Source organism: Streptomyces sp. NPDC048248, assembly GCF_043201875.1.
Lineage (GTDB): Bacteria > Actinomycetota > Actinomycetes > Streptomycetales > Streptomycetaceae > Streptomyces.
This window is the reverse complement of the sequence record NZ_JBICZL010000007.1, coordinates 451,544-471,556: the sequence shown is the minus strand read 5'-3', so window position 1 is coordinate 471,556 and position 20,013 is coordinate 451,544. Positions and strand designations below refer to the sequence as shown.

The window sequence follows — 20,013 nt, the reverse complement described above, 5'->3', positions numbered from 1 at the left end:
CCATGCAATCCACGAGCCGTCTGCGGGGACGGTCCGGCCCCCGCAGACGAGAGGCGATCACGTATCCTTCTGGCACACACTCGGCATCCTCGCCCTGATCGTCGTGGCCACCGTGCTCAGCCCGGAGGACCGGCGGTTGCGGGCCCGGGGGCCGGCACGCACACAGAAACAGGCAGCCAGGTGACCGACACTCCCGCGGATCCGACGTCGGTGGATCCCGCGCTGGTGGATCCCACCCGTCTGTCGATCGTGTCCGTGCTGTCCTCGGCACAGTGGGCAGAGTTCGCCTTCGTGCGCGACACCGTCGGGCTCTCCGACTCCGCCCTGTCCAAGCAGGTCAGCAAGCTGGAGGACCGCGGGTACGTCGAGGTGAAGCGTGGCCATGTCGGCAAACGGCCCCGAACCTGGCTCAACCTCTCCGACGCGGGACGGCGCGCCCTGGAGGGGCATCTCATAGCCCTCCAGAACATCGTGTCCGCCTCACGCCGGGCCGGGGAGCAGCACACCAGCGAATTCCCGCCCCCCTGAGCAGAGCCGCGACTCCGCTCCGGGCCGCGTCGGCGCAGCGGACCGTCGGGGACCGCGTCCGGCGGGCACCGAGCCCCGGGCCGCACTCAAGCGTCCCCGGGCCGGGGCTCCTTCAGAGCAGCGCCTTGGCGTTCCGCTCAAGGTCCTCGATGCCGCCGCACAAGAAGAACGCCTGCTCCGGGAAGTGATCGTAGGCCCCGTCGGCGATGGCGTTGAAGGCGTGAATCGACTCATCCAGCGGTACGGTCGAGCCGTCCATGCCGGTGAACTGCTTGGCGACGTAGGTGTTCTGCGACAGGAAGCGCTCGATCCGACGCGCTCGGTGGACAGTGGTCCTGTCCTCCTCGCCGAGCTCTTCGATACCCAGAATCGCGATGATGTCCTGAAGGTCCTTGTACTTCTGCAGGATGCTTTTGACGCGTGAGGCGCAGTCGTAGTGCTCCTGCGAGATGTACCGCGGGTCCAGAATGCGGGACGTGGAGTCCAGCGGGTCGACCGCCGGGTAGATGCCCTTCTCCGAGATCGGACGGGAGAGGACCGTCGTCGCGTCGAGGTGGGCGAAGGCCGTGGCCGGAGCCGGATCGGTCAAGTCGTCGGCGGGGACAAAGATCGCCTGCATCGAGGTGATCGAGTGACCACGGGTCGAGGTGATGCGCTCCTGCAGCAGGCCCATCTCGTCCGCCAGATTCGGCTGGTAGCCCACCGCGGAGGGCATGCGGCCCAGCAGGGTGGAGACCTCGGAACCGGCCTGGGTGAAGCGGAAGATGTTGTCGATGAAGAAGAGCACGTCCTGCTTTTGCACGTCGCGGAAGTACTCGGCCATGGTCAGACCGGCCAGAGCGACGCGCAGACGGGTGCCCGGCGGCTCGTCCATCTGACCGAAGACCAGCGCGGTCTTGTCGATGACGCCGGAGTCCGTCATTTCCTCGATGAGGTCGTTGCCCTCACGGGTGCGCTCGCCCACCCCGGCGAACACCGAGACACCGTCGTGGTTGTTGGCGACGCGGTAGATCATCTCCTGGATGAGCACGGTCTTGCCGACACCGGCACCACCGAACAGACCGATCTTGCCGCCCTTGACGTACGGGGTCAGCAGGTCGATGACCTTGACGCCGGTCTCGAACATCTCCGTTTTCGACTCGAGTTCATCGAAACGGGGCGGATGGCGGTGAATCGGCCGGCGCTCGACAGTGTCGACGGGCTCCTCCGCCCCGTTCAGGACGTCGCCGAGAAGATTGAACACCTTGCCCTTGGTGAAATCGCCGACAGGGACCGAGATCGGGGCGCCGGTATCGGTCACCGGGGCCCGGCGGACCAAACCGTCAGTGATCTGCATGGCAATACATCGCACCAGGCCGTCCGCCAAATGATGGGCCACCTCGAGCGTCAAAGTGCGCCGCTCGCCCGCGAAATCCACGTCCACATGCAGGGCATGGTGAATCTCAGGTAGTCCGTCCAAGGGGAATTGCACGTCCACGACCGGCCCGAAAACGCGGGCAACCCTGCCGGTGACATCAGTGGCGGTAGCCATGAGGGGCACTCCTTGCCTTCGCGGATGGAGCTCGCCCCATCCCGTCTTACGCACAACCATAGTTGCACAACTATAGATTCTCAACTCGGGTTGTATGCATTCGGCGGGCCCCATAACGACCCCGTCACCACACCCCGCCGTCACACGGGACCCGGCCGCGCCCGACCACCGCCCTCACTCCACGTGGCACGCGCACCGGCCCGGGTCCGGCCCGGCGGCGCCGGAGGCCAGGGCCTCCACGATGGCCAGCCCTCGACCGCGCTCATCGACCCCGCAGCCGGCAACCCTTTCGCCGCGAGTGAGCGGGGGGCAACCGTCGGCCACCGAGATACGGACCGCCCCCTGTGTCGCGGCTCCCCCGCCAGGGTCAAAACACAGATGAACCGGGGGTGTCGCGTGCTCCACCGCGTTGGCCACCAGCTCGGATATGACCACCAGGACGCCATGTCCCCGCTCCTGACCGACGCCCCAGTCGGCCAAGGCGCGGCGCGCCACGCGGCGCGCCTGGGAGGGAGCCAGCGGACCACGATCGGGCGCGGAGCGCACCGCGGCGAGAGGCGCCCAGCCGGGCGCCGAAGCGAGCGGGCCTTCGCCGGGGACGGGGACGGTGACGCTCACTTCCCCTCCGCCGCCTGCGTCGGACTGACGCATCGTGGACACGAGACTCACCTTTGCTCGGTAGCGAGTGGTGTGGACTACGGCTCCAGCGCCAGCACGGCACTCCGCCCTGAACATGAGCATTTTGTGCTCAAAATCGCTGAAGTCCGCGGCCGCCATCACCATCGACGCCCCTGCCCGCCGGATTCGCCCCTCGGCGGCCTCGCTCACACTTCACGCACACTCCCCGGGGCGCATGAGCAACCGCCGGCCGAGGCCGACACCGCAGGCGATCGCGTCGCCCGGGCACGTTCCCCCGCTGCCCGGCCGGAGCCGGAAAGCTACTGTTGGGCCAGGTCGCGGCGTCGCGATGCGGTGACCGAAAGTGACTGCGTGGACGTTGCGTTTTCTCCCTCGCACCCGGCGGAGGCCCTACGCGATCCCCTGCCACGTGGAGACGACATGGAAATTCCGGACGTGGCCCGAGAATGGCCGCTCGTGGCGAGGTCGGGGGAATTGCGCAGCTTTCGACGTATTCTGCGGGCAACAGACTCGGAAGGCTGTGTCATACACGGCATATCCGGGGTCGGGACATCTCGGCTCGCCGCTGAATTCTGGCGGATCGCCCAAAATTCCGGAACGCCCACTAAGCCCACCACTCCGTGGTCTGGTGCATGTGGCCACCGCTCCCGGTGTCCAGAAACACCGGCTTGGGTTCGCTGCCGTCGGCGAGCACGGCCGCTGCCAACCCTTCGTGCGACGACCCGAACTCCTCAGTCCCCAACCCATCACTGCGCCCTCCCCGACGATGCCGAGACCTGTCGGTGCCGACACTGCCCAAGCGGGGGCTCGAGGACCGGCGGATCCTCAAATCCGTCACCCTCAGGGATGGCGATGACGGGGCGGTGCAACGTGCAGCATCAACGCGCGGCTTGCACCAAGGGCCGTTCAGGGTGGCTTCAAGTTCCCGAAGGATGCGGATTGTTGGCAATGCCCAGGACTCAGGCGGCTCGTTCGTAGGTCCCGTATGGCTCCGGTGGTCCGGGCGACATACATCGCGCCGAGCGACTTCAGGCGCCTGACCGCCAGGTTCCGCAGCGACGCCATTTTGCCCACCTGCCTGGAATGCGGCGAACCGCTAGAAAGCGGTCGGCGAATGATGGCCACCGCAGTTTTCGGCCGGTACTCACGTCGCGTTGCCGCGCAGCAGCGCCGTGGCCGCGCGCGTGGCGCGGGTAGCGACATCCTCGGGGGAAAGGCGGGAGCGGCTCAGGAAGTCCTCCGCGTTCAAGGTGATGTAGCCGTGGGCCAGGCAGAAGAGCTGTTCGATCAGGAGCAGTGCCCGGGAAGGATCGGCGTGGCCCGCACTCCGTGCGAGGTCGAGCAGCAGCGTCATCAGATTGCGGCCGGCCCGGGCCAGGTCGGCGTCGCGCAGCGGCCTCAGCTCCCGGGCGAAGATCACGTCAAAGCCGGCGCCGCGGTCGGACACGTGGCGCACGTATGCCCCCGCGGTGGCCGCGAGCCGGTCGATCGGTTCGGGGCCGGCCGTCTGCGCGGCGGTCTCCATGGCGCGGGTGAGCTCGTCGGCGGCCTGTGTCGCGACGACGGCGAGCAGCGCCTCCCGGTTGCGGAAGTGGCGGTACGGGGCGGCGGTGCTCACCTTGAGTCTGCGGGCGAGTTCGGCGACGGAGAAGCCGGCCATCCCCTTCTCGGAGAGCAGCGCGAAACTCTCGGCGATCAGCGCCGAGCGGAGCTGTCCCCGGGCGGGACGCTCAATGCTCGCCCCGACTGTGGCCTCGGCCACTCGACCCACCTGCCTTGACCAGAAGTAAGAGACCTCTTACTTTAAAAGTGATAGCCCTCTTACTTCTAGTGCTGGAGGCCGCACGTGACAGGGATCGACGGCAAAGTGGTGGCCATCACGGGCGCGGGCAGCGGGATCGGCGAGGCGAGCGCACTGCTGCTGGCCTCGCGCGGTGCAAAGCTCGTCCTCGGAGCGCGTCGCAGCGACCGCCTGGAAGCGCTCGCCGCCCGCATCGAGGCCAAGGGCGGCACGGCCGCCTGGACGACGACGGACGTGCGCCGCCGCAGCGACCTCGCGGACCTGGTGGCGTGCGCCCGCGAGCGCTACGGTGCGCTCGACGTCCTCGTCAACAACGCCGGGGTCGGCCCCATCTCCCCGTTCGACGAGCTGCGCGTCGAGGACTGGGACCAGATGATCGACGTCAACTTCCGCGGCGTGCTGTACGGGATCGCCGCAGCACTCCCCGTCTTCCGCGAGCAACGCAAGGGGCAGTTCGTAAACGTCATCTCGACCGCCGGGCTGCGCATCGTGCCGAACCAGGCCGTCTACGCGGCGACGAAGAACGCAGTCCGCACCCTCTCGGAGGGGCTGCGCCAGGAAGCAGGGCCCGACCTGCGGGTCACCATGGTCTCGCCCGGCTACGTCGGGACGGAGTTCGCTGACTCGGTCACCAGCCCCACCGTCAAGTCGCAGGCCCCGACGGTCGACTTCTCCCTCGCCCCCGACGACATCGCCCGCGCTATCGCCTTCGCGATCGAGCAGCCGTCGAACGTCGACGTCGGCGACATCGTCGTCCGCCCCACGGCCCAGGGCTGACGCCTCACGGAGATCCTGGGACAACCCCCCGCTCCGCCTGTCAGGTTCTGAAGGGTTACCACGCCGCTCGTAGCGACGGTAGGCGAAGCAGGGGTCGCGCCCGTCCTGTGGTGCGTGGACCCGCCGGCCATCCGCAGATCGAGCACCCCGGCGCCGGTACCGCCGAGGCAAGCCAGAACGCGAGAGGTGGGCCAAGTTGTTCGTACGCGCACAGCGTCATTTCCCGCCGCGGGGAAGACCGCCGGCACAAGGATGCATCGTGGGGCTAGCGGGCGGCTGACCAAGCGGTGTACTCCTGCCGGACGTAGGCCCGGAGCTCATCAGCGGGGCTGTCGAAAGTGACCTCCGAGAGGTAGAAAGGGCCAGCCGCCGCTTGGTGTTCACGGTCGTAGCGGGCCAGCTTCGGCGCGGCGAGGACGAGGTCCTGCAATTGCTTCTCGTCCACGGACGAAACGGCGAGACTGCCGCGGTCCGCCAGGGCGGCACGTCGCAGAAGCCATTCACGGACCGGTAGCTGACGCTTGCTGCGGACTAGCTCCTCATGCTCCTCCTGGATCAGCGGGGCCTGCCTGTACACATCGGGGCTCATGGGGCTCCGTTCCGGGCGGGCTTGCGCGGCTGAGCACCTCAGCGGGCTCGCCACCTCAAGCCCCCAACTCCGGCCCGACGGTGTCTGCGACTGTCGAACTTCGGCCTGCGCTCCCGCCTCGCGAAGTGCCTCCACCAAGGCAGCAGACTGATCATCGGAAGCGTCCCTGAGCAGTATCGCCGACAGTTCAGCGGTCGCAACCTTGCTGCGCCACCGGCTCAGCCCTGTCAGCTTGTGCAGTGGACGCACGACCTCGATGGGCCGAGTCCCCCTGTCCACGAGCACGACATCGTTCCCCGGCTCATCACAGACGAGCCTGAAGTACTCGGCCCCTCTCCCTCACTTCCACGGCGCGACACCAGCCGGCTCCTCGGACGCTCAGCCTCAATTACGACGCACAGCCGCCAGCCGAATCCTCAGCCATACGCCCTGTTCCAAAGGCTTGCGGACGCCGGCGTTGGGGTGTCAACGGCGCCAGGGTGGGCGAGCCCGATCACGGCTCGCCCACCCCGGCAACCAATTGTCCCTGAACCGCGCCAGCGAACACATACTTGGGTCAGTCGATGCGTTCGCCTTGCTTTGCCGCTTGGCGTTCGGATCCCTTGGTCTGCCACCACTCGAAGAGCCGGATATGCAGCATCCTTGCCGTGTACCGGATCAGGTCGTACGGCGGATTGCCGTCGAAAATCCCCATTTCCGAACTGTCGCAGGGGATCCGCACGCGCCATCGCTCACCCTGGGCAGTCAATTCGAATGCGACCGTGAATTTGCGGCCCTCTTCGATTACTTCCAGATCGGTGACCTCCAAGGTCGTACCGGAGGAATCGAGCCTTCCCATCAGGTGCGGGACGAGAAGGTCTCGAACACCTTGAGCAGATGGCATTGGACTCTCCTAGCAGGAAGTTGCGGAAGCGGCGTTTGTCGGCCTGTACGCGGTGATGACACCCTGCGGGTTGATCCGGTGTTCAAACTTGTAGGGTCCCGGGTTGACGATGACCCTGAAGACCTCCTTGGGAGGGCACTGGTTGCGTCGGTCCAGTGATGCCCGGCCAGAGATATGGCCGTGTGGCGGTCCGCACAGAGGGCCGGGGGCAGAGTTCGAGTGGCCTCACAGTTGCGAGGGGCCGAGCGCGCAGTGGGTCCGGAGCGCAGGAAGTCGGGGCGCTCCCAGGCGACGGCAGACCGCACAGGCTGGTGGGGAGTCAGGTCGGGCTGATACGAGCCGGCGTGACGGTGGGTCCGCCTCACTCCCGGACCAGGCTGCTTTTCGGCTTCACCTTTCAGGGGCTGAGGCCCGCTCGCGCGAGGCGTTGCCGGCTAGGGGGACGGGCGGCTCTATTCGATATACCCCGTAGTCGGGTCGACCTGATCCAGGAAGTCGCGGGCTGACGCTTCCAGTTCCGGAACGCTCAGCGCTCTGGGCGGATGGGCCGCAGAAGTGAAGCCGTATCCGGGGTTGGGGCCTGTTAGCCAGGTGAAGTCGTACGTGCCCCGCTGACCGGGCCGTTTGGAGACCTCGAACTTCTCCCCGTCCACCACCAGGGTCTGCCGTGCGCTGCGCCTCTTCATGGCCACCAGCATGCCCGAACCTGGAGTCGCTCGGTTGCCGAGGCCAAGGCGCCCGTCGTCACAGGTGTCTGGCGCCCGGGATCCCGACGCCATGGCATTCGACGAGACGAAGAGAGCGTCATCCGGGCGGCAGCCCCTCGATACGTTGTGGCGCTCAGCAGGCCCCGCTCCCTGGCACGCCCCTGGCCAGGCCGGTGCCTGGGTAATGCGTCGAACGTGCGTTGCGAGGGGCGGATCGTCGTCGGTCGGGGGTTTTGCGATGTTGAGCCCCACCCGCCGCGCCGGGGCGCGCTCCGCCGTTTTCTCTGCTGCTGCGCTGATCTCCACTCAGCCTATGCGTTTGCCGGTCCGGGACAGGGCGCTCGGCCACCAGCCGCGCGGGCCGATGTCGAGGGCAAGGGCGGGCACCAGAAGCGAGCGGACCACGAGGGTGTCCAGCAGGACGCCGAACGCGACGATGAAGGCGACCTGGGCCAGGAAGGCCAGCGGGATCACGATCAGCGCCGCAAACGTGGCCGCCAGGACGACCCCGGCCGAGGTGATCACCGCACCTGTGGTCGTCAGACCTCGCAGTACGCCCTGGCGGGCACCGTGCGCGAGCGTCTCCTCTCGCACGCGGGACATCAGGAAGATGTTGTAGTCGACCCCCAGAGCCACGAGGAGCACAAAGCCGTACAAGGGCACCGAGGCGTCCGTGCCGCTGACGCCGAACGCTTACTGGAAGACGAGGGCCGAAACGCCCAGTGTGGCAAGGAAGTTGAGCGCGACGGTGGCCACGAGCAGGACGGGCAGGAGCACCGAGCGCAGCAGCAGCACCAAGATGAACAGGATGATGGCGAGAACCGCCGGAACGATCAGCGTCCGGTCGCGGGCAGCGGTCTGCTGGGTGTCGTACTGCTGTGCCGTGTAGCCGCCCCCCAGTGCGTGCGTGCCGGAGACTTTGTCGAGTCGGTCCCGCAGCCGCTGGATCGTCTGCTTGGCCGCGTCGCTGTCGGCGGCGTCCTTGAGGGTGGCGTCGAGGCGGACTCGTCCGTCCACGATCAGCGGATCGCCCGCACCGGGCCTCCCCGACCGGCCGACGGCTCCCGTCGACGCCACGCCTTCGGTGCGTGACCGGCGATCTGGACCTCAGCGCTCGGCACCCGCTGGGCGGCCTGACGTACGTCGCGAAGGACCGTGGGCAGCTCGTCGCCGAGATTCGGCTCCAGTGGCACAACAGCCTGCAGCGCCTTGCCGTCCCGGGAGGGCAGGGCCGGCGAAGGGGTGCCCGCTACCCCTTCGGTTTCCGCGAGTGCGGCCAGCCGCCTCGTTGCGTCGGCCCGCTGCTGCCGAGCGACCTGGCCGTCGGCCACCGTCCACACGACGATCGCAGGCACCGTCTCGGACTGATTGAAGGCCTTCTGGGCTTCCAGGACACGCGTCGACTCGGCGCCCTGCGGCAGGAACGCGGCTTGATCGTTGGTGGAGACCTCGCTCAGCTTGCCCGCGTAGGGGCCGAGCGTGCCTCCGATGCCCAACCAGACGAGCAGCAAAGCGAGCGGGACGAGGCGGCGGGCCCATCGAGACGCGGATGTCACTGCTTCCCGAAGTGCGCGAGACCGATTCTCTCACTCATTGCATATCCCAATGAGTGAGAGATTTCATCCCGGTCGGATGCGCAGCAAAGATCAGTCCCCGAGCACACTGCCGGACGGACCCACCGGGTTGCAGAGATTCGCGGTCCTACTGCGCGGAATGAACGCCGAGTTCAACCGGATCGCCCAAGAGTTCGCCCACGAGCAGGGGCTGCACCTCACAGACGTGCAGGCACTGATCGCGATCATGGACGCCGGCGAGGGGGACGAAGACTCCCCCATGACGCCGGGGCGCCTGCGAGACCAGCTCAACCTCACCTCAGGGGCGGTGACCGCTTGCCTGGACCGCCTCGAACGCTCCGGCCACATCCATCGCGTCAGGGCGCCGGACGACCGACGCGTCGTCCACCTGCACTACGCGACCGCAGCCAAGTCCGTGGCCAGGGAGTTCTTCATGCCTCTGGCGCGGAGCACCGACGCCGCACGTCCGCAGTTCAGCGAAGAAGAGCTGCTCGTGGTGGTGCGCTTTCTCGACGCCATGAACCACGAACTCGCGCAACTGCGCCAGTGACAGGTCGAAGCCACCGCCACAACGACCCGACTACTCGTCCTCCGCCGACCGACGAGGGGCGTTCACGGGCGGCAAGGCGGTCAGCCGCGGCAGCAGCTGGGCGGTGAGCAGGGTGGAGAGCGCCGAGGTGTCCGTGCCCGTGCCGTCCGTGCGCACGACCACCGGCTGCGGGGCCCTGCCCGCCAGGATCGCACCGACTTCCAGCCGCCGACGGGCCAGTTCATACTGAAGCACCACGCGGTTATCGCGGTACGCCTGCGCGAGGCGGCGCTGGGCGCGAGCCTCATTCTCCGCGGAAATCAGCCCACTGCGACCACGGGTCTCGATCTCGAAGCGGACCTTCTGCGCGTTGGTCTCCTGCTCCTCCAAAAGCTGAGCCACCGCCTCACGAGCCTTGTTAAGTGCCGCCTTCACCTCGACGATGCGCGCGTCGCGCACCTTCTTCGCCCGCTCGATGTCCATCTGCAGACTGTCGATGCGACGCTTACGCGTCAGGCCCCACTCCTGCTCGTAAGCGGTCCGCTCCTTGGCAACGCGCTCCCGGGTAGCGAGGTGCTGCTGGTACTGGGCGGGCAGCTGGACGTCGGGAATGTTGGAGCCCGTGATGCGCACTCCGTAGCGGGAGAGCTGGCGATTGAGCAGCTCCTGCATATCGGCGACGTCCGAGCCGCGCAGGTCGTAGGCGCGCTCCGTCTGTACCTGACGGCCGCGCTGGCGGATGGCGTCCTGCACCGCGCTGGACAGCACCAGGTCGAAGTTGCCCGCTCCGATGGTCCGTACGAACAACACCGCATCGGTGATCTTGAACTTCAGGAAGAACTCGATCGACCGGAGCGGCACGTTCTCGCGGGTGGGGCAGGCCACCACAGGGGCCGAGTACGGGATCTCGGTGGCGGTGTCCACCACGAAGTCCACACGCGACCACGGGTGCCACAGGTAGTGCCGGCCCGGGTCCAGGGTGCGTGTCACGGCGCCGTAGCGGGTGAGGACGCCGTTGGTGCCCTGCTCGATCTCGGCGATGGACGAGCGCCACCACCACAGCAGACCGGCGAGCACCAGGAGCGCCCCGCAGAGGTAGCTGACGACGGCCAGCGCGCCATAGGCGGCGCCGACCGCGCCGTCCGACCCGCTGAGGTTCAGCATGAGACCGGTCAGCAGCGCGAACGCCCCGAGCCACAGCAGCAGCAACCACCACAGCCTGCGGTGCTGGCGAGGGATGATGACGGGAATCAGCTTGCCCGCCTCCCCGCCGCGCAGCAGCTGGCGGATCTCACTCCACGGGGCCACCTCCTCGGAGATGACCGACCTGCGGTTTCGTGCCGTGCTCACTGCCCGTCCCCCTCGGCTTCGTTCTCGTGCTCCGCTGTCGCCGATGCCTGCTCCACTGCGGGCCCGTCGACGGCGGGTACGGTCGGTCGCTCGGCCTCCAGCAGAGCGGCGATCTCTTCCTCACGCCCGGAGATCCGGTCGCCGACCTCCGCCAGACGTGCGCGCACGGCAGCCATGTCCTCATCCGAGAACAGCTCCGTGCCCCGCTCGCCGACCAACTCTCGTGCGAGCGCCAGGAAGTCGACCCCAGCGGCACCGTCGGTGCCGGACGAGCCACCGATCCGCACGAGCCGCGGCAGATGGTCCGCGACCTCTTCCAGCGTGTCCAGTACCTGCTGCTGGTAGCGGTACTCCAGAATCTCCGGGGCCTCGGCCGCTGTCACCGCGCGGATGTCCAGTGCCTGCGCCTCCAGCAGCGCCGCATTGGCCTTCGCTTCCGACTCGGCCTGCACATACCGCTGTCGGGCCAGCGCCTCCGCGCGGTTGGTCTCCCGCTCCTCTGCCGTATCCATCTGCGCCTGGTACTGCGCGATATCGGCCATGATCGCCGAGAGCGTCTCCTGACGGGATGCCAGCTCCTTGGTCAGGTCACCCTCGTCCTGCTCCTTGCGCAGGTGAAGCGCGTACTCATGGGTGTAGGCGTCCTTGGCCACCCGCACCATTTCCGGTGCCGCCAAGTCCATGCGGTACGCACGGTCGGAGGGCTCGGCATGCGTGATGTTGGCGTTCGCCAGCTCCACCGCGGGCCGGAACTGCTGGTTCAGCTGCTCCAGCAGCCGACCGGTGTCCTCGCCCACCATGTCGTAGATCCCTGCGGCCTCCTGCTCGTAGATGAGGCTGCGGATCGTTTCGCTGACCGCATTGCTCAGCTTCTCCTCGAAGCCGCGCACCGCACCGAGCGTGTAGACGAACTCCACCGGGTCGCTGATCCGGAACTGGATGAACAGGTCGATGGAAGCCTTCACCCCGCCCTTGGTCGGAGCCTCACGCACCGGCGCGTTGAACGGGTATTCGCGGGTGGTGTTGATGATGTACGACACCCGCTTCCACGGGTTGAGCAAGATCACCCGACCCGGACCGACCACCTGCTCCAGCTTCCCGAAACGGGTGATCAGCGCCTGGCAGCCGTCCGGCACCATCACCATGCCCTGCCGCCACCACACGAAGGCGACTGCCGCCACCGACAGCACCCAATAGTGGATCCCGAAGAGCGGATGAGTGAACGCGCCAGCGCCGGCCGCGGCAACGACGACGCTCCCCACCACTCCCACAACCAACAGCAGCAACACCGGCAGCATGCTCAGGAACGAGCGACCGCGTGGAATCACCATCGGACAGATCGCATGGACCTTCTGCCCGCCTTCGCGCCGCTGCTCACTGCGGTTGAGCACCTCCCGCGCCTCATCCAGCGGCACGGTCTGCTGCGTCATGATCGTGTCGATGCTGCCGCCCTGCTCCCGGGCAGCAGGGAAGTCGGCGGGATCCATACCGTCGACTTTCGACTCCCTCGCCTCACGCGAGGCGACGGCGTCGCCGGCCCCCTCCGTCGCCGCGCCGGCCTCGAAGCCGGCGCGACGACGCAGCTCCTCCTCAGCCAGCCCCCGTAGTTCCTCGTTTTCGGACACCGCCCGTGCGAATCTCCGCACGCTCTGGCTCCCTGCCACAAATCCCCCTTTTGATCTCTCCATGTGCGTTCGGCTGCGCATACAGCGCCGCCTCCATCACATCGCATGCCTCGTGGGCGGAGAACGTCGGGTGTACGGCCAACCCTCGCGCTCTTCACGGGCCTGTTCAGCACCACCGGCCCCGTCGACAACAGCGTCATCAAGGAGGCTCCTTCGCCCCGGCGGACGCGATCGCCGACAACCCGACATGACGGCAACTGGCGACCTGTCCGCCCGGTATCCGTCAAAAGGGGGCTACGCCGGCGGAGTCGCCGGCCGCTGGGGCCTTGCCTTCCGGGGTACCTTTCGTGCGGCAGTGGCGGAGTGAGCCTGCTGCCCCCGGGGAGGGCTGAACGACCAGCGACCGGACGGTAGGTGCGGGTGGGGCGGTTGGTCGCGGTCTCGGTGACGAGACCATCCGGCAGTCCCTGTCCCGCCCGGCCCGGCCGACGCTCAGACGCTATACCGTGTTGCACGAGCGTCACCGTGCATAGCCTGTTCCGATGTGCCTGGACCACCCGCACAGGGAAGACCACCCCACGCGCGACCCGCTGTCCAGGCGAGCCCCTAATATCACTGGGCGTCCTCCGACGGACGCTGACGCCCGCCGCCCAACGCCCGGCACGACGACTCCGCCACACGGCAGTGGAGTCGAGCGCCGAGGAGAGGAACGTTCATGCGCGCCCGGACCATCGCCACGGCCACCGCAACAGCATTGGCAGTGGTCGCCGCTCGTGACCTTGTCCAGAAGAAGCACGCATTGCTCCGGAACTTCCCCGTGCTCGGGCACGCCCGGTATCTGTTGGAGACGATCGGTCCTGAGCTGCGGCAGTACATAGTGACCTCCAACGACGAGGAGCGCCCGTTCAGTCGTGACCAGCGCACCTGGATCTACGCGTCGGCGAAGGGGGAGAACAACTACTTCGGATTCGGCACCGACAACGACGTTGAACACACGCAGGGGCACGCATACCTCAAGCAGCGCACGTTCGCCGGCACGCTGCCCGACATGCACGACCCGCAGGCCCCGCTGCCGTCAGCAAAGGTGCTGGGCGGGCCGCGCGGGCGCGCCAAGGCATTCCGCCCGGCGAGCGTGGTGAACATTTCGGCGATGAGCTTCGGTTCGCTCTCCGGCGCGGCGATCACGGCGCTCAACAAGGGGGCGGCGCTGGCAGGCACCCTGCACAACACGGGCGAGGGCGGTCTGTCGCCGTACCACCGCAACGGCGGCGACCTCGTCCTCCAAATCGGTACGTCCTACTTCGGCTGCCGCAACGAGGACGGCAGCTTCAACATCGACAAGCTCAAGGATGTGGTCGCCGGCGCCCCGGTCAAGGCGCTAGAGATCAAGCTCTCCCAGGGTGCCAAGCCCGGTCTGGGCGGAATGCTGCCGGGCGCGAAGGTGACCCCGGAAATCGCCGAGATCCGCGGCATCCCGCTCGGCGAGGACTGCGCTTCCCCGTCCCGGCACACCGCGTTCGGCGACGTCGATTCGATGCTCGACTTCGTCGAACTGCTCGCCACCGAGACCGGCCTGCCGGTCGGGATCAAGAGCGCGGTGGGAGAGATGGAGTTCTGGCAGCAGCTGGCCACGCTGATGGCGCGTGGGGAGCGTGGTGTCGACTTCGTGACCATCGACGGCGGCGAGGGCGGCACCGGGGCGGCACCGCTCACCTTCTCCGACTCGGTGTCGCTGCCCTTCCGGATGGGCTTCTCCCGGGTCTATGGCGCGTTCGCCGAGCGGGGGCTGACCGACGACCTGACGTTCATCGCCTCCGGCAAGCTCGGCCTGCCCGAGAACGCCGCGGTCGCCTTCGCTCTGGGTGCCGACATGATCAACGTGGCCCGTGAGGCGATGCTGTCGATCGGCTGCATCCAGGCGCAGAAGTGCCACACCGACAAGTGCCCCACCGGAATCGCCACCCAGAGCCCGTGGCTGGCCCGCGGCCTCGACCCGGCCTCGAAGGCCACCCGTGCCGCCGTCTACCTGCGCACCCTGCGCAAGGAGCTGATGAAGATTTCGGCGGCCGTCGGTGTCGCCCACCCGGCGCTCATCACGGCGACGGACATCGAGATCATGAACGGCGACTACGAGGCCCGCACCCTGGCCGGCGTCTACGGCTACAAGGACGGCTGGGGCGAACTCGGCCCGCACCTCGCCGAGGAGATCACCGCACTGCTCACCACCGAGCAGCCCTCCGACCAGAAGCCGCCCGCCTGACGCGCCGAGCACGGCAGGCACCACGTCCGCCGCTCCCCTGCCCGGAGCGCGCGTATGGCGCCGGCTGATGGCACCCTTGTCTCTCCTACTCCACGAACAGCCCTGCCTAGGTGATCACAACATGAGCGAAAAAGTGAGATTCCCGAGCGTCGTCGGCCCCGAGCTGGCCGGAGCGATCGACCTTCCGGACGGCGAGATCCGCGGCTGGGGGATCTTCGTGCACGGATTCACCCTCGGCAAGGGCTCGCCGGCCGCATCGCGTGTCAGCAAACAGCTGGCACGCGAGGGGATCGGAATGCTCCGCTTCGACAACCTCGGCATCGGGGACTCCGACGGCGACTGGGGGGACGGTTCCTTCACCGTCAAGGTCCAGGACACGATCCGTGCCGCGGCCATGATGGCGGAGCGAGGGACTCCGGCAGACCTGCTGGTGGGGCACTCGTGGGGAGGAGCCGCCGTCCTCGCCGCGGCGGCTGAGGCAACCGGCGTCCGCGCGGTCGTCACGATCGGAGCACCGGTCGATCCCAGCCACGTCGAGCGACAGTACGACGCGGTCGTGGATCGCGTGCTCAGTGACGGGTCGCACGAGTGGTTCGTCGGCGGCAGGACCCTGATCCTCAAGCGCGCCTTCGTCGAAGACGTCCGCCGTGCCCACCTGCGGGATCGGATCGGTGAGTTGGACCTGCCGCTACTCGTCCTGCATTCGCCGACCGACAACACCGTCGACATCGACAACGCCGGAGAAATCTTCCGCGAAGCACGACACCCACGAAGCTTCGTCTCCCTCGAAGGAGCAGACCACTTCCTGACCGCCCGCGGACAAGCACAGCGAGCCGCCCACATCATCAGCGCCTGGGCCGACCAGTACATCCACGGGTGACGGCCCGCAGGAGAGGCATCTCAGGTGGTTTGGTGCTCGCTCGGAGTGGCACCGTGACTACAAGATCACCACGTGGAGCAGGCAGGTCGTCCGGTCGCGCAGTCGAGACACTGGCGCTCACCATCGAGCAGCGTCGCGCCGCAACCCTCCGCATGGCGGGGTGGGGACGTCAAGGATGAACGAGAGAGCTCCCGTCGGGAACATCCGGCGGGAGCTTTCTGCGTTGATCTGCGCGAGTACGCTGACGACAAGGTAGGTGAGGCGGATGTCCGCGCAGATCTCCAACTCCGTCCGCAAGCACCGTCGCGCCGCAGGATTGACCCAGGAGGCTCTGACCGAGCGGTCGGGCGTCTCCTTCACAACGGTCGCGAGCAATGAGCAAGGGAAGTCCGCCAGAAGGGCGAGCTTTGCTCGATTGGCGGAAGCTCTGAGTGTGGACACTGCAGAGCCGTTCTCCGGCGGCGCGCCTGAGGCTGTACCCGACGACGTCGCGAATCCGAAGCATCTCTGACCCTCAGTTACGTCGGCGGCAGAGATGCCTACCGCGATCGGCAGGCCGCTGCGGTCACAGATGACGTGGACCCTCACCGTTCACCGTCCTTGCCGCGACCGGTCGGAGTCCGTCCCGTCAGGGCCCCCTTTGCTCGCGCGGACGCGGATCGAAGCGATCGCGCAACGCGGCAGTCCACGTCGTCGTTTCGCGCCGAGCTGGTCCAGAAGGACCCGGTGCTGCTTGGCCCATACCCGAGCTGCGGACCAGGTGGTGAAGCGCCGGTGCACTCGTAGCGCACCGACGGCGCACCCCTCACACCCGTGTTAGCCAGTCGTTAGCGGAGCGGCAGCCTCGCAATAGTGGCCCCGACCAGAGTGGGTGACGTACCGAGGAATCAACGACACCGACTGACCCGGGGGAACCGAAATGAACTCCGCCACCACTGGCCGCACTGTCCGTCGCCGCACCCTGCGCGTTGCCGCCGCGGCACTGACCGCAGCCGCCGCCCTTACCCTGACCGCTTGCTCCGGCTCGGACGCCGCCACCGGTACGAAGCCCGCGGGCCGGACGGACAAGGGTGCGGCCGCCGGCGAGTCCAGCGGCGCGGGCTCCTCCGCCGGAGCGCAGGGTTCCGATGCCAGGACGGGCACTGATGCCAAGGCCGGCACCGAAGCGGGGGGCACGGGCCGGCAGGCGGGCGGCACGCAGGCCGCCAACGCCGGCAAGGCGGACTCGGGTGTGGAGCGCTGCCACACCTCCGGTCTGAAGGCCGCCTTCGCCACGGGCGAGGACGCGGTCCCGGACCCGAACGCGGGCGGCTCGACGACCACCAGTGTCGTGCTGACCAACAAGAGCAGCCGCGCCTGCAAGATCGGCGGCTTCCCGGGCGTGGACCTCAAGACCGAGAACGGCGGTGGGGTCTGGTCGCTGCAGCGCTCGACGGCCAAGCACGGCTCGATCACCCTGGAGCCCGGGGACAGCACCGACTTCACGATCAACCTCGCTCTGACCAAGGAGGAGGAGGGCTTCTGGCAGCCGGCCTTCGCGGTCATCACCCCGCCGAACGAGACCACGTCGCTGACCCTGGACTGGCCCTGGGACGCACTCGTCGACCAGCGAGGCGCCACCCACCCGGCCACCTTCGTCAATCCCATCGGCTGACCACCCCGGTACTGCCCCGGAGCAGAGCCAACGAGGTCTCGCAACTGGACCAGACTGCTCCACACCCGGCGCTGCCCCGTCCTCCGACGCTGCGCCAGGAAAGTCCGCTGCCCCGGCGCAAGGGCGGCGGACCTGTCACGGCCGCGCCCCGAGCCGCCAGGCCGCCAAGGGACACCTGCGCGCCGCGCGTCGATGGGCCGTATAGCTGACGAAGCAGCCAAGACACTGGCAGGGCACCCCAGCACCGCGCCAAGGGGTCGACCTGCCGCATCCTCGCCCCAGGCGCCAAGGGATACAGGACCTACGATCCGAAGGGGGCCGGTCTCGCCGTCCGGTAGTAGTGGGCGGGGCCTGTTTCGCCACACGCGCAACTTCTTCCAGAGCCGGGCGACGACCGTAGTGTCCGGAGATGCAATCACCGGTCATCTCCGTCCAAGCCCAGCCCCGGGACGCCGCTTCCTGGATCTCTTTGGCCCGGCGCGTGGAAGTCGGCGGCTACGACGCGCTGCTGGCAGCCGACCACCCGGGCACCACGGCCTCCCCTTTCGTCGCGCTGGCTGCCGCCGCGGCTGTCACCGAGCGCATCGGCGTTGGCTCCTACGTCTCCCAGGCGGGCGTCCGTGAGCCACTGCTGCTCGCCTCGGATGTCGCCACCCTCGATCTGGTGTCCGGCGGACGTGCTCGCTTGGCATTGGGCGCCGGCCACACCCCGACCGAGTGGAACATGCTGGGGGCGAAGCGCCCCGACGTCGCGGGACGCGTCCGGCGTTTCCAGGCGGTGGCCGAGGCCTGTCGCGCGCTCCTCGCAGGCGAGACGACCACCGTCGAGAGTCCCGAGGTACGGACCTACCAGGCGCGGCTCACGAACCCCCGCCCGGTCCAGCACCGGGTGCCCTTCACCTTCGGGGGCGGCAACACGGCCATGTTGCGCTGGGCCGGGGCTCACGCGGACGTCGTGGGGCTGAGCGGGCTGGGGCGCACCCTGCCTGACGGGCACATGCACGAGGTGCGCTGGAGCGGCGCGGATATCGACCGCCAGGTCGATCTCATCGAGCAGGGAGCCGCGGACCGGGTCGACGCCCCGGCCCGCGAAGCGCTTGTCCAAATGGTGGAAGTCACTGATGACGCCGAGGGTGCGGCCCACGAGATCGCCCGGCGACTTCACTGCGATGCGTCCACGGTGCTGGCTTCCCCCTACGCGTGGGTCGGCACAGTGGACGAGATCAGAGCCGCGATGGCCGACCATGAGCGTCGCTGGGGCATTACCCGTTACGTCGTGCGCGAGGCGCACTTGGACGCGGTCGACGAAGTACGCGCACACTCCTCGGACGCCGCCCACGAGGACCCGTTCCGGAGGTCTGAAAGCGGCGTGTGACCGGGGGCAGTTGGCCGCCGAGCCCCGTCGGACGGCCACGCGCGCACGGTGCGGCCACTGGGTAGCCGCGCGGTTGCTTGGCACCTGGTGAAGCCCTATGCGATCAAACGCCGGGGCGGAGTGTGACGGACGAGGACCCGCAGACGGCGCTGCGGGTCGCCTCCGATCACCAGGCACATGCTGGACGGTCGGGGTGGGCTCGACGAGCGACTTGTCGCTTGGTGCGGCGACATGCTGGAGGGTGAGGTCCGGTGACGGACACCGGTTCGGCCAAGATGCGCCGTGCCCGCGTTATCGATCGTCCTCATGTTGCCCAGCTCGCGCCCGAGCACGCCGCGTACGAGAGACCGCGCCGCCGGCACCCAGCTCGTCCTGACGACTGGAGGCGCTGCTGTTCGGTTCACAGACTCCGCGACTGAGTTGCTTCGTAGCGCAGCTGAACGACGGCGAGATCATCGGGTACGCCACGTGCGCTCCGGAGGTGTCCACATGGGACGGGGCGGAGTGTCTCCACGTGGACTGGCTGTTCTGGTGCAGGTCGTGGCAGCCGAAGCACGTGAGCTGGGGCTCGACCAAGTCCAGTGGCAGACCCCGCCCTGGAACACGGCCGCGAACAGGTTCTGCGCCTGGCTGGGACCACAAGCGAAGGAAGAGCTGCACCACCACCTGTCAGTCGACTGAGCTCCGATGGTCGCCTCCTTCCGACTCCTGAGTGCAACTAGCAGAAATGAAGCGGTAGTTCACTGCGCGCCCGTCAACATCCCCTTCCGGCAGTGAGTCTCGGTGCATGTAGTCTCGGTATTGATCAGTCGCCTCGTGGCTTGGAGGAAGTACCCATGAGTAAGGCCCCGTTCATCGCCGTGTCCGTCGCTACCGCGACGCTTGGGACTGCGCTCGGCGCCATGGCACTGCAGCTCCGCGCAAACGGTTATGAGCAGTACGTCGAATCAGTAGCCACATTCAGCATCCTGATGTACATCACCGCAGCTCTGACTGTGGTGACATGGGTCCGCGATGGCCGGTCGCAAGCGAACTGACCGCTGCACAGGCAAGCCGCCCGGTGCTGCTGAAGCCGTTGCTCCCGCCCAGTTCTTCGCGACCACCGCCTTCCGACCTGAAGACGACCTCGCCGCTGAAGGGCACGGGCCACTGCGGTCGCACCGCCGCGCAGAGCCAAGTTGAGCACCACATCCGCACCGGCACATGCAGCAGCTAGCGCGATCCCAGCGTCGGCAAGGTCCGCCTATGAGTGGGTGGGGTACGCCGTCGAGTCCGAGCCTGGCCACGGGGCGGGCATCGCCCCCCCGTTGC

The 20,013-nt window shown here is 67.9% G+C and carries 18 protein-coding genes and 1 pseudogene; 10 read left to right on the top strand and 9 right to left on the bottom strand.

The genetic code is table 11. The annotated features are described in order from the left end of the window. Window positions 1–180: 180 nt before the first annotated feature. Window positions 181–528 carry a winged helix-turn-helix domain-containing protein gene (locus ACGFZW_RS17990; protein ID WP_393894081.1) on the top strand — a complete coding sequence of 116 codons (348 nt, stop codon included), beginning with the start codon at window positions 181–183 and terminating at the stop codon, window positions 526–528. 112 nt (window positions 529–640) lie between these two features. Here ACGFZW_RS17990 and atpD read toward each other — a convergent pair whose 3' ends face one another. The 3 genes from atpD to ACGFZW_RS17975 all read right to left on the bottom strand — a co-directional run bounded on the left by atpD (window position 641) and on the right by ACGFZW_RS17975 (window position 4,460). After that, window positions 641–2,059: a F0F1 ATP synthase subunit beta gene (gene atpD, locus ACGFZW_RS17985; RefSeq protein WP_393894080.1), complete on the bottom strand. Its 1,419-nt coding sequence runs from the start codon at window positions 2,057–2,059 to the stop codon at window positions 641–643. 174 nt (window positions 2,060–2,233) lie between these two features. Then, window positions 2,234–2,710 carry an ATP-binding protein gene (locus ACGFZW_RS17980; RefSeq protein WP_393894120.1) on the bottom strand — a complete coding sequence of 159 codons (477 nt, stop codon included), beginning with the start codon at window positions 2,708–2,710 and terminating at the stop codon, window positions 2,234–2,236. Between the two features lie 1,132 nt (window positions 2,711–3,842). Continuing rightward, window positions 3,843–4,460, bottom strand: a complete 618-nt coding sequence (locus ACGFZW_RS17975) for a TetR/AcrR family transcriptional regulator (RefSeq protein WP_393894079.1) — start codon at window positions 4,458–4,460, stop codon at window positions 3,843–3,845. Between the two features lie 84 nt (window positions 4,461–4,544). Between ACGFZW_RS17975 and ACGFZW_RS17970 the strand changes: the two genes are divergently transcribed. Continuing rightward, window positions 4,545–5,276 (top strand): SDR family oxidoreductase, encoded by a 732-nt coding sequence (locus ACGFZW_RS17970; protein WP_393894078.1) that lies wholly within the window; start codon window positions 4,545–4,547, stop codon window positions 5,274–5,276. A 265-nt stretch (window positions 5,277–5,541) separates the two neighbouring features. Here the strand turns inward: ACGFZW_RS17970 and ACGFZW_RS17965 are convergent, their stop codons facing one another. The 4 genes and pseudogenes from ACGFZW_RS17965 to ACGFZW_RS17950 all read right to left on the bottom strand — a co-directional run bounded on the left by ACGFZW_RS17965 (window position 5,542) and on the right by ACGFZW_RS17950 (window position 9,011). Next, complete coding sequence (locus ACGFZW_RS17965; RefSeq protein WP_393894077.1) at window positions 5,542–5,865, bottom strand: hypothetical protein; 324 nt, start codon at window positions 5,863–5,865, stop codon at window positions 5,542–5,544. Between the two features lie 556 nt (window positions 5,866–6,421). Next, window positions 6,422–6,748, bottom strand: coding sequence for a hypothetical protein (locus tag ACGFZW_RS17960; protein WP_393894076.1), 327 nt, complete (start codon window positions 6,746–6,748; stop codon window positions 6,422–6,424). 452 nt (window positions 6,749–7,200) lie between these two features. Next, complete coding sequence (locus tag ACGFZW_RS17955) at window positions 7,201–7,434, bottom strand: hypothetical protein (RefSeq protein WP_393894075.1); 234 nt, start codon at window positions 7,432–7,434, stop codon at window positions 7,201–7,203. Window positions 7,435–7,761: 327 nt separating this feature from the next. Further along, window positions 7,762–9,011 (bottom strand): annotated as a pseudogene (locus ACGFZW_RS17950) (MMPL family transporter). A gap of 76 nt (window positions 9,012–9,087) precedes the next feature. On the opposite strand from ACGFZW_RS17950, the gene ACGFZW_RS17945 reads away from it, so the two are divergent. Next, window positions 9,088–9,579 (top strand): MarR family winged helix-turn-helix transcriptional regulator, encoded by a 492-nt coding sequence (locus ACGFZW_RS17945; RefSeq protein WP_393894074.1) that lies wholly within the window; start codon window positions 9,088–9,090, stop codon window positions 9,577–9,579. 30 nt (window positions 9,580–9,609) lie between these two features. Here ACGFZW_RS17945 and ACGFZW_RS17940 read toward each other — a convergent pair whose 3' ends face one another. After that, a complete protein-coding gene (locus ACGFZW_RS17940; RefSeq protein ID WP_393894073.1) occupies window positions 9,610–10,908 on the bottom strand; it encodes an SPFH domain-containing protein in 1,299 nt (432 codons plus the stop codon). Next, entirely contained in the window at window positions 10,905–12,596 is a 1,692-nt protein-coding gene (locus ACGFZW_RS17935; RefSeq protein WP_393894119.1) for an SPFH domain-containing protein, read from the bottom strand. Before ACGFZW_RS17935 ends, ACGFZW_RS17940 begins: the two co-directional genes overlap by 4 nt. 652 nt (window positions 12,597–13,248) lie before the next feature. Here ACGFZW_RS17935 and ACGFZW_RS17930 point away from each other — a divergent pair. From ACGFZW_RS17930 to ACGFZW_RS17900, 7 genes are all read left to right on the top strand, one after another. Next, complete coding sequence (locus tag ACGFZW_RS17930) at window positions 13,249–14,793, top strand: FMN-binding glutamate synthase family protein (protein ID WP_393894072.1); 1,545 nt, start codon at window positions 13,249–13,251, stop codon at window positions 14,791–14,793. Window positions 14,794–14,914: 121 nt separating this feature from the next. Continuing rightward, a complete protein-coding gene (locus tag ACGFZW_RS17925) occupies window positions 14,915–15,673 on the top strand; it encodes an alpha/beta hydrolase family protein (RefSeq protein WP_393894071.1) in 759 nt (252 codons plus the stop codon). 265 nt (window positions 15,674–15,938) lie between these two features. Further along, complete coding sequence (locus ACGFZW_RS17920) at window positions 15,939–16,184, top strand: helix-turn-helix transcriptional regulator (RefSeq protein WP_393894070.1); 246 nt, start codon at window positions 15,939–15,941, stop codon at window positions 16,182–16,184. Between the two features lie 408 nt (window positions 16,185–16,592). After that, complete coding sequence (locus ACGFZW_RS17915; protein WP_393894069.1) at window positions 16,593–17,327, top strand: DUF4232 domain-containing protein; 735 nt, start codon at window positions 16,593–16,595, stop codon at window positions 17,325–17,327. Between the two features lie 409 nt (window positions 17,328–17,736). Beyond that, window positions 17,737–18,702, top strand: a complete 966-nt coding sequence (locus ACGFZW_RS17910) for an LLM class flavin-dependent oxidoreductase (RefSeq protein ID WP_393894068.1) — start codon at window positions 17,737–17,739, stop codon at window positions 18,700–18,702. Window positions 18,703–19,242: 540 nt separating this feature from the next. Beyond that, a complete protein-coding gene (locus ACGFZW_RS17905) occupies window positions 19,243–19,383 on the top strand; it encodes a hypothetical protein (protein ID WP_393894067.1) in 141 nt (46 codons plus the stop codon). 155 nt (window positions 19,384–19,538) lie between these two features. Further along, complete coding sequence (locus tag ACGFZW_RS17900; protein WP_393894066.1) at window positions 19,539–19,739, top strand: SCO3870 family protein; 201 nt, start codon at window positions 19,539–19,541, stop codon at window positions 19,737–19,739. Window positions 19,740–20,013 lie beyond the last annotated feature (274 nt).